Origin of the sequence: Marinospirillum sp., assembly GCF_044810985.1 — a bacterium.
Taxonomy (GTDB): Bacteria; Pseudomonadota; Gammaproteobacteria; order Pseudomonadales; family Halomonadaceae; genus Marinospirillum.
The window spans coordinates 2,495,458-2,508,142 of sequence record NZ_CP085242.1 but is presented as its reverse complement, the minus strand read 5'-3'; the positions used below and the strand labels follow the sequence as shown (position 1 = coordinate 2,508,142).

11 protein-coding genes and 1 riboswitch are annotated in these 12,685 nt (G+C 54.1%); of the genes, 5 read left to right on the top strand and 6 right to left on the bottom strand.

Features of this window, described 5'->3' with window-relative positions:
* Nucleotides 1-11: 11 nt before the first annotated feature.
* Nucleotides 12-1,634 (bottom strand): NAD+ synthase, encoded by a 1,623-nt coding sequence (locus tag LG323_RS11820; RefSeq protein ID WP_404416405.1) that lies wholly within the window; start codon nucleotides 1,632-1,634, stop codon nucleotides 12-14.
* Nucleotides 1,635-1,876: 242 nt separating this feature from the next.
* Here LG323_RS11820 and LG323_RS11815 point away from each other — a divergent pair, with 242 nt between their 5' ends.
* Nucleotides 1,877-2,140, top strand: a complete 264-nt coding sequence (locus LG323_RS11815) for a PP0621 family protein (RefSeq protein WP_404416402.1) — start codon at nucleotides 1,877-1,879, stop codon at nucleotides 2,138-2,140.
* Nucleotides 2,141-2,281: 141 nt separating this feature from the next.
* Here the strand turns inward: LG323_RS11815 and thiO are convergent, their stop codons facing one another.
* Nucleotides 2,282-3,382, bottom strand: a complete 1,101-nt coding sequence (gene thiO, locus LG323_RS11810; protein WP_404416399.1) for a glycine oxidase ThiO — start codon at nucleotides 3,380-3,382, stop codon at nucleotides 2,282-2,284.
* Between the two features lie 95 nt (nucleotides 3,383-3,477).
* Between thiO and LG323_RS11805 the strand changes: the two genes are divergently transcribed.
* On the top strand, nucleotides 3,478-3,819 hold the full coding sequence (locus LG323_RS11805) for a HopJ type III effector protein (RefSeq protein ID WP_404416397.1): 342 nt from the start codon (nucleotides 3,478-3,480) through the stop codon (nucleotides 3,817-3,819).
* A gap of 12 nt (nucleotides 3,820-3,831) precedes the next feature.
* Here the strand turns inward: LG323_RS11805 and LG323_RS11800 are convergent, their stop codons facing one another.
* The gene (locus tag LG323_RS11800; RefSeq protein WP_404416394.1) at nucleotides 3,832-4,233 is read right to left on the bottom strand and encodes a DUF423 domain-containing protein; all 402 of its coding nucleotides are present in this window, start codon (nucleotides 4,231-4,233) and stop codon (nucleotides 3,832-3,834) included.
* A gap of 202 nt (nucleotides 4,234-4,435) precedes the next feature.
* On the opposite strand from LG323_RS11800, the gene LG323_RS11795 reads away from it, so the two are divergent.
* Nucleotides 4,436-5,425, top strand: a complete 990-nt coding sequence (locus LG323_RS11795) for a hypothetical protein (RefSeq protein ID WP_404416391.1) — start codon at nucleotides 4,436-4,438, stop codon at nucleotides 5,423-5,425.
* Nucleotides 5,426-5,465: 40 nt separating this feature from the next.
* Here LG323_RS11795 and thiC read toward each other — a convergent pair whose 3' ends face one another.
* Nucleotides 5,466-7,367: a phosphomethylpyrimidine synthase ThiC gene (gene thiC / locus LG323_RS11790; RefSeq protein ID WP_404416388.1), complete on the bottom strand. Its 1,902-nt coding sequence runs from the start codon at nucleotides 7,365-7,367 to the stop codon at nucleotides 5,466-5,468.
* 41 nt (nucleotides 7,368-7,408) lie between these two features.
* Nucleotides 7,409-7,510, bottom strand: a riboswitch (TPP riboswitch).
* A 138-nt stretch (nucleotides 7,511-7,648) separates the two neighbouring features.
* Between thiC and LG323_RS11785 the strand changes: the two genes are divergently transcribed.
* On the top strand, nucleotides 7,649-8,173 hold the full coding sequence (locus LG323_RS11785; RefSeq protein ID WP_404416385.1) for a hypothetical protein: 525 nt from the start codon (nucleotides 7,649-7,651) through the stop codon (nucleotides 8,171-8,173).
* Here the strand turns inward: LG323_RS11785 and LG323_RS11780 are convergent.
* Entirely contained in the window at nucleotides 8,170-10,260 is a 2,091-nt protein-coding gene (locus LG323_RS11780; RefSeq protein WP_404416382.1) for a cache domain-containing protein, read from the bottom strand. The genes LG323_RS11785 and LG323_RS11780 overlap by 4 nt on opposite strands.
* Complete coding sequence (locus LG323_RS11775) at nucleotides 10,260-11,651, bottom strand: sigma-54-dependent transcriptional regulator (RefSeq protein ID WP_404416379.1); 1,392 nt, start codon at nucleotides 11,649-11,651, stop codon at nucleotides 10,260-10,262. Before LG323_RS11775 ends, LG323_RS11780 begins: the two co-directional genes overlap by 1 nt.
* A gap of 229 nt (nucleotides 11,652-11,880) precedes the next feature.
* Between LG323_RS11775 and LG323_RS11770 the strand changes: the two genes are divergently transcribed.
* Complete coding sequence (locus LG323_RS11770) at nucleotides 11,881-12,684, top strand: substrate-binding domain-containing protein (RefSeq protein WP_404416376.1); 804 nt, start codon at nucleotides 11,881-11,883, stop codon at nucleotides 12,682-12,684.
* Nucleotide 12,685 lies beyond the last annotated feature (1 nt).

Genomic DNA, 12,685 nt, shown 5'->3' with positions numbered 1-12,685 from the left:
TAACTCCAGTTTCAAAAAACCGGCCATTTATTGACCAGTGGATAACGTCGATCCTTGCCAAATCCCCGGAAGGTAACCCGAGTACCAGGGGCGGCTTGGTAGCGTTTGTATTCATTGCGATCCACCAGGCCGATCACGCGGCGGATATCCTCTTCAGAAAAGCCCTCAGCCAGCAGGTCGGCAGCGGACTTGTCCAACTCAATATAGCCTTCCAGCAGTTTATCCAGCACTGAATAGGGCGGCAGGGAGTCTTCATCTTTTTGATCGGGGGCCAATTCAGCTGAAGGCGGACGATCAATGATCCGTTGGGGAATCACACGACCCTGCTGGTTGCGCCATTCGGCGAGTTGGAAGACCAGGGTTTTGTAGACATCCTTGATGGCATTGTAGCCGCCGACCATATCGCCGTAGAGGGTGCAGTAGCCCACCGCCACTTCACTCTTGTTGCCAGTGCTCAGCACCATCAGCCCCAGTTTGTTGGACAGGGCCATCAGCAGGGTTCCCCGGCAACGCGCCTGGAGGTTTTCTTCAGTGGTGTCCCTCTGGGTTCCGGCAAAGGTTTGCTCCAGGCTGGTCATAAAGCTGTCAACCATGGGGGCTATGGGATAAACCTGGTAGTCAATATCCAGCAGGCGGGCTTCTTCCTCGGCATCTTCCAGGCTCATGCTGGAGGTATAGTGATAGGGCAGCATCACGCCCGTAACTCTCTCCTTGCCCAATGCATCCACGGCAATGGCGGCTGACAGAGCCGAATCGATACCCCCGGACATACCCAGCACCACGCCCTTGAAGCCACTTTTATTGACGTAATCCTGAAGACCTAAAACCAGCGCAGCATAAAGATAGGGCAGTGCCTCGGGCCAGGTAGCCCGTTCACTGGGCAGGAGATCAACCCCTGCCGAGGTCGTTTCCAGCTCGGTAATCAAACCGGCTTCCTGAAGCGCAGGGGCTGAAGCCAGCAGCTCACCCTGAGAATTGACCGCAAAGGAAGCGCCATCAAACAAGAGCTCATCCTGACCGCCGATCACGTTGCAGTAGATCAAAGGCACTTGCAGAGGTTGCACTCGCTGACGCGCTAGCTCAACCCGCTCCAGATGTTTGCCTTGATGCCAGGGGGAGGCATTGAGGACTAACAGTGTTTCTGCACCCGCTTCAACGCTGGCCTGGGCCGGGCCGGAATGCCAGAGATCTTCGCAGATCAGCAGGCCCAACTTGATGCCCTGAATCTCCACCACCACCGGCTGCTGGCCCGCTGTAAAATAACGCTTTTCATCAAACACCTGATCATTGGGCAAACAAGCTTTGTGGTATTCGGCAATCCACTGCCCCTGATGCAAAACACCGGCCGCATTGAAGACCTGCCCTTCATGGATTATCGGATAGCCAACCACCAGGGTGATGTCCGTCACTTCTGCAGCCAGAAAGTCCAGCTGCTCCTGCACTCTCTGTTGAAGAGCAGGCCGAAAGAGGAGATCTTCCGGGGGGTAGCCGGTCAAGACCATTTCCGGGGTGATCAGCAGGTCAGACTGCTGCTCTCTGGCTTTTTGGGCTGCAGCAATGATTTTTTGGGTATTGCCTGCAAAATCACCGACAATCGGGTTGATTTGTGCCGAATAGATGCGAAGGATTGACAAGCGAAGGCTCCAGATACCATGAAAACTGTTAGAATGGCGCTTATTTTGATAAAAGGGGGGTCAAATAGCAAAGACTTCCCTAAGAAACCACTGATTAACTACTGTGCTTGGTGATGCTGCGTTGAAGTTGACCTCAAATTGCTCATTTACTCTGGGTAAACTCCGCTTTTTCGGTCAATTTCGCCTTGCCTGACCTGCGCTCGTAACGTAAATCAGTGCCTTCTATTAAACGGAGATGTTAGATGAGCCTCTTGATTATTCGTTTGCTGGTTTTTGTTCTGGTGTTCTGGGCCGGTTGGCGTTTGTGGCAGTACTGGCAGGGCTTTCAGAACCAGCGCGTGGAAGAGCAACAAGGCAAAGACGGCCATGAAAGCATGGTGAAATGCGAAGAGTGCGGCCTGCACCTGCCTGCCAGTGAAGCCATTCAATCCGGCAAGCTGCACTTTTGCTGCAGTGAACACCGCGATGCTTATAACACGCCACCGCGGGATGATACAAAAGATTAAGGAAAGCTTTGATTCACGTTATGAGCGCAGGTCAGGCAAGGCGAAATTGACCGAAAAAGCGGAGTTTACCCGGAGTAAATGAGCACTTTGAGGTCAATTTCAACGCAGCATCACCAAGCGCAATAGTTAATCATGGTTTCCCTAGTCTGCTGCCAGCCTCACACTGGGCTGGTAAGGCGTGGCATCAATTTCTGACTCCCGCTTCAGCAACTGATCAGCCATGACCCGGGTTGCAGCCGGAGCCAGAACCAGGCCGTTGCGGAAGTGGCCTGCACTGACCAAAAGATTCCGGTAGCCGGGAACCGCGCCCATGTAGGGAATACCATCCTTACTGCCGGGTCTGAGACCTGCCCAGTGATGCTCCACCTCGCAGTTACGCAGAGCTGGCAAGAGCTGGCAGGCTGTTTCTTTCAGGGAAACCAGGGCATCTTCTGTGGTGTCTTTATCAAAACCCACGTATTCCAGCGTTGAACCCGCCAGGATACGCCCATCCTTGCGAGGAATCAGATAACGCCCATCCATCAAGACCACTCGATTGATCAGGCCCGGTTCCGCCTTGAACACGATCATCTGGCCGCGCACCGGTTTGATGGAGGTTTCCAGACCCGCTTCCTGCAACAAGGGGCCACTCCAGGCACCGGCACAAATAATGGTTTGCTTGGCCGCAAAAACCATTTGCTTGCCCTGAACCCCCAGAACCTCCCCTTCCTCATGGAAAATTCCGGTCACTTCGGTGTTTTCCAGCAAGCGGATATTTTTACGTTTCAACACCGAGGCCCGCAAAGCCTGACCCAGACGCGGGTTACGTACACTGGCCACCTTGGGCATCCAGAGGGCCTGATCAAAACCCGGAGCCACGTCCGGTTCTTTTTCATAAAGAAAGGCTGAATCAACCTGTTCCACATTGCGGCCTTCACGCTCAGCCCAGGCAAGTGCGGCTTCCTGATCCGCCACCCGCAGCATCAACAAGCCGTGAGGGATGAATTCGGGGTCGATCCCGGTTTCTTCCAGCAACTCTTCCGCCAGACGGGGGTAAAAATCCTGGGCATAATTAGCCAAAGCAGTGACTTCCGGCGGATAACGCCAGGGGTAAAGCGGCGAGACAATGCCACCACCGGCCCAACTGGATTCCTGGGCACATTCCCTGCGATCAACCAGAGTGACTTCCGCCCCGGCATCCGCCAGCTCCCGCGCCAGCATCATACCGATCACTCCCCCACCCACTACCAGAAAATCACTCATTCGCCTTTTCCTCTTATTATAAACTGTCGAACAGTCAGGCATACTAACGCCCTGTCACAGCCATGGCAGTCTTTTTATCCACAACTGGAAACAATATGACTCTTGAACAACTGATTGCAGAATTAGAACAAGGCCCGGTGGACTTTCAGCAAGTCATGGAAGTAATCGATCAAAATTATCAGTTCAGCCCCACCCGCTTCACCAACGGCTCACTGGCCAACGAAGCCAACACCAATAACGGCTCCTGCAAGATTTTTGCCTTTGCACTGCATCATCAGCTCGGTGAACAAGCCACTCTGAATGCTTTCGGCGACTTCTACACTCAGGATGTACTGCAAAACTCCGAAGGCAGTGACCACCAGAACATCCGCAACTTCATGAAAACCGGCTGGGCAGGTGTGGAATTTGAAGGACAGGCGCTGACACCTAAACCTTAAACCCTGTCTGCTTCACTCAACCTTCTTCCGCGCAGGCTCCTGCAAGCGAAAGCTGCCGACCAGCAGGCTCGACCAGCCGATCAGGAAAGCCGTGCCGCCCAGTGGGGTTACCCAGGCCAGGGCCGTTTGCCCGGTTATTGCCATCATGTAAAGCGAACCGGAAAACAGGACAATACCCAGAGCCCATGCCCAGGCAGCCAGGCGAAAGGCGGCATTTCTTTCCAAGAGAGTGGCAACCAACCCCAGCAAAGCCAGGGTATGCCACATCTGGTAACGGGTTGCCAATTCAAACCAGCCTTGCGCTTTCTCATCCAGATAGGGTTGAAGGCCATGAGCGGCAAAAGCGCCCAGAGCCACCACCAGAAAACCACTGATACTGACAAACGTCAGCCAGAGTTTTTGCGCCTGAGTCACTGTTTTCTCCTTTAATGATATTCACGATTCATCAACCGACCAAACCTGTTTAGTCTTCTCACTGAGACAAAAGTGCTTTTAATAACGCCGATCTCAGGCTATAAACTACCCTATGGTGGCTAATATTCATGGTAAGGGTGCTGCGCACGGTACGACAATTTTTACACGCCCACCTTATTATTTAAAGACAAGGAGGCTGCACATGGAAATCACTCCCAACTCAACAACGACTCGTCAGTCAAACACATCAACAACCCGGACCGAGCCAGAAAAAAACCAGCAACTATCCCAGGGAGCGACCAGCACCCAGGCAGAGCTGCAACTGAGTTCCACCAGCCAGGCTTTGACTCAGGCTTTTCAACAGGCCGTGGATTGGCTGCAGCAGGAAGCGATTGAACCCTTCCAGGGGCGTAGAAACCAGTTGGCAACGGCCAGCGTAAACATTGATGTGGGGCGCTACAACCTTTACCTGGTCGATCAAAAAGTCAACGAGCTGCAGCAAACGTTTGGCAGCTCAGTTGACGTTAAAGAGATGAAGAATCAATTAACCCAGGCTTCAGGCATCACGACAAATAATCCTCTGAGCTCTGCAAACAGAAAAGATGAACTGCACCAGAATGTAGCTGGCCTTTTACATGAAAAGGATGTGCAGGCGCTGACTGACATCTACATTCACGCCAAGGAAGAAGGTCTGGATACTGATCAGGTCAACCATCTGGCCTTTTATATGGGGCATTATCGCGGAACCCAGCAACACAGTAACTATTCTTACCACCCGCCTGAAAAACCTGTTGATTCCGAAACAGTGGAACAGGCTCAAGCCATATACTCCAGCAATGAAAACCCTGTCACCGAGCTCGACTCAGGGTTTCTGGAAAGCATGCTTAACCCTGACAAGATGCTTAAATCCTTCAGCAAGGTTGTCGATCTGGGTTTTCTTGAGTCAGTTACGGGCGCTGGCAAGGGTGGCGACGTGTTTCCTCCTTCTAATTATCCAGGTACACCAGAGCAAGCCACTACTTCGGACAGTCAAGCCACTACTTCTCTATCCAAAGAGGATCTGAAGGAGCAGTTAACAGCCTGGCTGGATCAGCACTGGGCACAGCAATCCTCACTGACCAGCCAGTTACTTGGCTTGGACCTGGCCGATCAGCAGGATACCTGGGCCCAACTGCGCGGCTTGTTTGCCTGACAGCGACCCTGCTGATATTAATGCAGCAGGGCCGTTTAAATCATGCCTTGTGATAAATCGCACTGCCAGCTTCCCGAAAGCGCTCGGCTTGTTCCTGCATGCCGGCTTCCACTTCAGCCGCGTCTGTGGTTTCAAGGTCAGCAGCGTATTCACGCACTTCCTGGCTGATTTTCATGGAGCAGAATTTCGGGCCGCACATGGAGCAGAAGTGGGCCACCTTGGCGGAATCCTTGGGCAGGGTTTCGTCATGGAATGACCGCGCTGTATCCGGGTCCAGACCCAGGTTGAACTGGTCTTCCCAGCGGAATTCAAAACGTGCCTTGGACAGGGCATTGTCGCGTCGCTGCGCAGCGGGGTGGCCCTTGGCCAGATCCGCAGCATGGGCGGCAATCTTGTAGGTGATGATGCCGGTTTTAACATCATCCTTGTTGGGCAGACCCAAGTGCTCCTTGGGCGTGACATAGCAGAGCATGGCGCAGCCATACCAGCCAATCATCGCCGCACCGATGCCGGAGGTGATGTGATCGTAACCCGGTGCAATATCCGTGGTCAGGGGGCCGAGGGTATAGAAGGGCGCTTCGTCACAGCATTCCAGCTGCTTGTCCATGTTTTCCTTGATCAGGTGCATGGGCACGTGGCCGGGGCCTTCGATCATGCACTGAACATCGTGTTTCCAGGCGATTTTGGTCAGCTCACCCAGGGTTTCCAGTTCCCCGAACTGAGCTTCGTCATTGGCATCAGCCACTGAGCCGGGACGCAGGCCATCACCCAGAGAGAAGGCGACATCATACTGTTTACAGATTTCGCAGATGTCTTCGAAATGGGTGTAGAGGAAATTCTCTTGATGGTGGGCCAGACACCACTTGGCCAGAATGGAGCCACCACGGGAAACAATACCCGTCACTCGCTTGGCGGTCATGGGTACATGGTGCAGGCGCACCCCGGCATGAATGGTGAAATAATCCACACCCTGTTCGGCCTGCTCAATCAGGGTATCCCTGAATATCTCCCAGGTCAGATCTTCGGCTGCGCCGTTAACCTTTTCCAACGCCTGATAAATCGGCACGGTGCCCACCGGAACCGGCGCATTGCGGATAATCCATTCGCGGGTTTCGTGAATATGCTTGCCGGTGGACAGATCCATGATGGTGTCCGAACCCCAGCGAATCCCCCAGGTCATCTTGGCAACTTCTTCTTCAATGGAAGAGCCCAGCGCCGAGTTGCCGATGTTGCCGTTGATCTTGACCAGGAAGTTGCGCCCGATGATCATGGGTTCGCTTTCCGGGTGGTTGATATTGCAGGGAATAATCGCTCGGCCCCGCGCCACTTCTTCGCGCACGAATTCCGGGGTGATTTCTTCGGGAATTTTGGCACCGAAACCCTGACCGGCATGTTGCTGCTGCAGGATGGCCTCCACGGCATCACTGCCTAACTCCAGACGCTTCTGGTTTTCCCGGAGGGCAATGAATTCCATTTCGGGGGTAATGATTCCCTGGCGGGCATAGTGCATCTGGCTGACATTCTTGCCGGGCAGGGCACGACGGGGCTTGCGCTTCAGGTCAAAACGCAGCTGCTCCAGAGTGGGATCATTATAACGGCGACGACCGAATTCACTGGTCGGGCCGTCCAGAAGCTGGGTGTCGCCTCTTTCTTCAATCCAGGCGGTACGCAGGGCAGGCAGACCCTTACGGATATCAATACTGGCTTCGGGGTCGGTATAAATGCCGGAGGTGTCGTACACCAGAATGTCCGGGTTTTGTTCAACACCGAACTGGGCCGGGGTGTCATCCTGGCTGATGGCCCGCATGGGGACGCGGATATCCGGGCGTGAACCCTGAATATAGACTTTGCGGGAATTGGGCAGCGGCTGCACACTGGCAGCATCCACCTGGGCCTTTTCTCTTAAAAACTGGCTGGAAAATTCGGTTTCTGGCTTGTTCATGGCGTGCTCCCACGTTTTATAAAGGTGCGGGAACCGGCAGGGCGGGGAAGAATCTCGATTCCTACGCCGGTACTAACCGGTTCAGGTTCAACGGGTATTATCTCAGCCTTGGCTTTTCAGCCTGGGCACCCCGTCAAGATGTCAGCTGCAGTCTAGCAACACCCCACTCCCAACGAAAGCCAATTTTTTTGTCATGGGAGGTTAAAGTTTTCCAGAGCAACGCCGAAATCACACTCAGGTACTTTTGCAATCCGTCGTTTATCAAGGGTCACTAAACCGCCATGCGTATTGAAAACGCTTTTAATCATTCACTTGAAGCTCAGGAAAGCCTGAACACCTCGCTGAACTCAGCGCAGGGTGCGCAGTTTTCTTTGATGCTGAGCTTGATGATGGCACCGGTTTATTCCCCTGACTTGCCCGGGCTTTATAATACCCTGCCCGCTTATGCACCCCAGCCCATTCATCCGGCGCACATACCCACCAAGTATGATCCTCCGGGGCTGAGCAACTATAATTTTCAGCCACCCAACCACCATGACATCGTGCTGGTGGAAGACACCTACAGCCGCAAGCTGGCCCGTCAGATTCAGGGCGGCATGGGTGAGGCTCTGGCCTATGGCAATCCCGGTCACTTCAGCTGGCTGCGTGCCCTGACCGAGGAATACCCCAAACTCCAGTACGTCACCACCATGAAGCCTGCCCAGGCTCCGGCCCCACGCCAGGTGGCTGCTGCCTATGCAGCCCAGGCCAAGCCGGATACAGAAACTCTGGTCAAAGAACTCGGCAACCTGAAAACTGCAGCCTAATTCACTACTCCCAGTCCTGATAAAAGCTGCCGCATGGTGGCTTCATCTTCGTCGTTGATTTCAGCTTGCCGGGGCAGGAACACACTGAAGCAGCTTCCTTCTCCTGGTTTGGATTCCACCTGAATATTGCCGCCATAACGGCGAATCAGGCTGCGACTGACGGAAAGCCCTAAACCATTACCCCCTTCACGGGTGGTGAAAAAAGGTTCAAATATCCGTGCCTGAACTTGTGGTTCCATCCCTTTGCCTTCATCCCTGACCCTGATTTCCACCCCCGGTTTGCCTGCTGGTGTTTGCCAGGGGTGGGTGGACAGATAAACCTTGCCAGGCTGGTGATCCAGGGCATTACCAGCGTTGATCAGCAGGTTGACCAGCACCTGCTGCAGTTGTTGGCGATTACCCTGTACATGGCCTACTTCCTGATACTCCTGAACCACTTCGACTTCCTGCTTGTCCAGAGCGTGGCGCACCAGTGCCAAAGTGTCCTGAGTCACAGCATTGATATCCAGGGTATGCAGTTGGTCGACCATCTGACCGGGGCGGGTGTATTGTAAAAGATTATTGATGATGGCCCGGATGCGGTAAACCTGTTCAACAACAGTATCGATTTCCTCCTGCACCGGTTCAGCAGCAGTTCCCAGCTCCGCTTGCAACAGATCCATATGCCCCAGAATCACAGCGGCAGGATTGTTGATTTCATGGGCAATACCGGCGGTCAGCTCACCCAGTACGGCCAGTTTTTCCTTGGTGAACAGCTCGGCACGGGTGGCCTTGAGCAGTTCGATATGCTCTTCCAGATCCCCGGTTTTCTGTCTCAGGCTCAGGGTGCGCTCCTCAACCTTTTTTTCCAGCTGCTCTGCGGCAGCCTGGATTTTTTCCTGCCGTGAATCCAGCTCATCCAGCATGGCATCAAACTGGTGGGCCAGGTCGGCCATTTCATCCTGGGTCTGTAATTGCCCGATGCGGGCATCCTGCTTGCCTGCACGAACCGCCATCACGGAATCGTGTATGCGCTTGACCGGAGCAAACAAACGATTGCCGCCCTGCCAGACAAAAAAGGCCGAGATCAGCAGCACTATCAACAAGGCTGCTCCCAGCTCTGCCAGAGTTATCAGATACTGGTGAAAAAAGGGGCCTTCCGAAAAACCGGCATAAAGCACACCGATCAGCTTGCCCTGCAGATCATAGAGGGGTTCGTAGGCACTGATGAACCAGTCATTGACCACAAAGGCCCGATCCAGCCAGACCTCTTCCTGCTGCAGAACCTGATCACTGACTTCCGCTGAGATGCGTGTACCTATTGCCCTTTTTGACGCTGCTCCCGCCCCACTCATCAGACCCGGCACATTGGTGGTGATCCGCACTTCATCCAGAAACAGGGTCACGGTGCCCAGGCCGCCTTCGGGCAGAGCACCGGGACCATAAACCAGCTCACGAATGGTATCGACAAATTCCAGATTGTGGTTGAGCAGAAGGCCGCCATCCAGCAGATAAGTGACTTCGCCCTGAGCATTGGTGATGGGATGCAGACTGCGAACCAGCATGGCCCGGTCTTCCACTTTACGCTGCGTCGGCCTGGCTCTGGGGGTGGCAATAATCTCCACTTTGGCCTGTTCTGCCAAATCCGGGTGCCAGGTTTGCAGTTCCTCGGCAGTAATCACGGAAAGCCCGGTCAGGCTTTGTCCGGCAAGAGCCTGAGAGGTCAAACCAGCCAGACTGGGCTGCTGCTGTGCAACTTGTTTCAGCTCATCAACCGGAAGGAGGCGCAGAAAATCAAAGTCATGATTGCGACGAATGCGGGCCACCAGTTCTTTGAGCCTTTGCTCATCCTGCTGTACCAGATCATCATGCACCTGCCAGGCATTACTAAGCTGAACCAAACGCTCCAGTTGCCTTTCCTGCATGATGTTCAGGCTGCCCTGAGCCACCGACAAATCAGCGGCCACCTTCATATAAAGCTGGCGATCCGTGTAGGTGGACGTCCAGTAGGCAGTCAGCAGAGCCAATACACCCAGAGTGAGCAGTATGGGCAAGAGGGTCAAAGCCAGCAGTTTGCCTTTTACCGACCCCCGCCAGGGTGCCGTCATTACTGGGTGCCCTCTGAATGGCTGCTTTCCCTATCCCAGGCGGCCAGCTTGCGATCCAGAGTTTTGCGGGCAATGCCCAACTGCCGTGCAGCCGCTGATTTGTTGCTGTCGCAGGCTTCCAGGACCTTGAGAATATGAGTTTTTTCCACTTCATCCAAAGGCCAGCAGCTGGGATAACCGGCACCTGCCTGAGCGCCAGTTGCCGGACGATCCTCGTTTAAATCCTCCAAAGGCAGGCGGCCCAGCAGAATACAGCGTTCGATAAAGTTCTTCAGTTCCCGGATATTCCCACTCCAGGAATAATGCTCCATGGCTTTCAGATCATCATGGCTGAAAGGGATCGCTTCCAGCCCCAACTCCTGGGAAAGCTTGCGGGAAAAGTAGTGCGCCAGCTGGGGGATGTCCTCACTGCGCTCACGCAGGGGCGGAAGGGTCAGGGTCAACACATTCAAGCGAAAATACAGGTCTTCACGAAAACGACCAGCCTTTACTTCTTCATCCAGCTTGCGGTTGGTGGCGGCCAGAATCCGTACATCCACCTTGACTTCCTGCTCACTGCCCACCGGACGAACGGCTTTTTCTTCCAGAGCGCGCAATAACTTGGCTTGCATGGCCAGGGGCAACTCTCCAATTTCATCCAGAAACAGGGTGCCACCGCTGGCATAGCTGAACAGCCCATCACGGGCTTTATTGGCTCCGGTAAAGGCTCCCCGGGTGTGACCAAAAAGCTCCGCCTCCAGCAGGTCAGGTGCTATGGCTCCACAGTTGACCGGTACATAAGGGCCTTGACGCCCGGACTGCTGATGCAGTGCCCTGGCAACCAGATCCTTGCCGGTGCCGGATTCGCCTTCAATCAGAACGGCTGAAGGTGTCGGAGCCACCCGTTGCAGAACGCCCTCCAGCTGTTGCATGGAAGCACTGTTGCCAATCATGGGGTTGTCCGCCTCCAAAAACTGACGCACCTCACGCTTGAGCAAGAAATTTTCTCTGGCCAACTGGCGACGCTTGAGCACACGCATCACCGCGTTCATCATCTGTTCCAGACGGAAAGGTTTGAGGATAAAATCGGCAGCACCCACGCGCAAAGCCTGAATGGCGGTATCCAGTTCGGCATAAGCGGTCATGAAGATCACATCGGAATGGCGATTGGGGTCCTGCAGCGCTTCATGCCATTCAATGCCCGAACGCCCGGGCAATTTGACATCCAGAATCATCAGGTCAAAGTGACAGCGCTGACGCAAAGCCTCGGCCTGCTCTATACTGCCCGCAGCCTCAACCAGCCCGAAATGTTTGCCCAGGGCCTTTTCCAGAAACTGGCGCATACCCGGCTCGTCGTCCACCACAAGTACAGAGGCGGAGCGGCAAAGATGTAAATCTGGCATGGCAGTCATAATAAAAGAACTCTCTAATGGACGAAATGCACCGGGCAGGCACTAAAGTGTAGCATTTTGACTCAGGAGGAAAGCAAATTTTCCCTTTAAAAGTCACCCATACAGCCGGACACTTTGCTGAACAAGCCGGTGAGTACGGGAGTTTGGACAGAGTCCAGCTTAAACCTGGCACCAACCCTGCTTGTGGGTAACCCAACCACGACAAAAATACCTCATGGAGATATGCAACGTGAATTTTTTGGTTAAGCGTTTTATCCTGTTTTGCCTGCTCGCCATCAGCTTTCCCTTACTAGCTCAGGATGTGGTGCGCCTGGCCACCACCACCAGCACCTATAATTCCGGCTTGCTGGATTATCTGTTGCCGCATTTTGAAGAGCAGCATGCCAATGAGGTTCAGGTGCTTTCCGTGGGAACCGGTCAGGCCCTGCGTCTGGGCCAGGATGGTGATGTTGATCTGGTGCTGACTCATGCTCCAGAAGCGGAGGCAGCCTTTGTGGAGGCAGGCCATGGCATTGAGCCCAAGGGGCTGATGTATAACGACTTCATTCTTCTTGGCCCACCCCAGGATCAGCTCAACCTTTATGAAGCTCGCGGTGTCCTGGATGCTTTCGATCAGATCCGTGCCAGCAACCAGACCTTTATATCCAGAGGCGATGATTCAGGCACCCATAAGAAAGAGTTGGAGCTGTGGAATCGCAGCGGTGGTCTGCCGGAGTTTTCCCGCTATCAGGCCGTGGGCCAGGGCATGGGGCGGACGCTGATAATGACCAGCGAGTTGCAAGGCTATACTCTTGCCGACCGGGGTACCTGGCTGGCTATGCAAGAACAACTGGAGCTGGAAGTTGTTTATGAGGGGGGCATTGATCTGGCCAATCCCTACCAGGTGATTCTGGTTAATCCTGAACGCCATTCTGGAATCAATCATTCCGGTGCCCGCAAACTGCAGGATTGGCTGGTTTCCCCGGAAGCCCAGAAATTGATAGACCGCTTTAGTGTGAATGGCGAACAGCTTTTTTACAGCGATGCCCAATAAA

Excerpts from the sequence above, each read along its gene's own strand:
- LG323_RS11815 (WP_404416402.1), top strand. The coding sequence starts at position 1,877 with ATGAGCCTCTTGATTATTCGTTTGCTGGTTTTTGTTCTGGTGTTCTGG.
- thiO (WP_404416399.1), bottom strand. The coding sequence starts at position 3,382 with ATGAGTGATTTTCTGGTAGTGGGTGGGGGAGTGATCGGTATGATGCTG.
- LG323_RS11805 (WP_404416397.1), top strand. The coding sequence starts at position 3,478 with ATGACTCTTGAACAACTGATTGCAGAATTAGAACAAGGCCCGGTGGAC.
- LG323_RS11795 (WP_404416391.1), top strand. The coding sequence starts at position 4,436 with ATGGAAATCACTCCCAACTCAACAACGACTCGTCAGTCAAACACATCA.
- thiC (WP_404416388.1), bottom strand. The coding sequence starts at position 7,367 with ATGAACAAGCCAGAAACCGAATTTTCCAGCCAGTTTTTAAGAGAAAAG.
- LG323_RS11785 (WP_404416385.1), top strand. The coding sequence starts at position 7,649 with ATGCGTATTGAAAACGCTTTTAATCATTCACTTGAAGCTCAGGAAAGC.
- LG323_RS11780 (WP_404416382.1), bottom strand. The coding sequence starts at position 10,260 with ATGACGGCACCCTGGCGGGGGTCGGTAAAAGGCAAACTGCTGGCTTTG.
- LG323_RS11775 (WP_404416379.1), bottom strand. The coding sequence starts at position 11,651 with ATGACTGCCATGCCAGATTTACATCTTTGCCGCTCCGCCTCTGTACTT.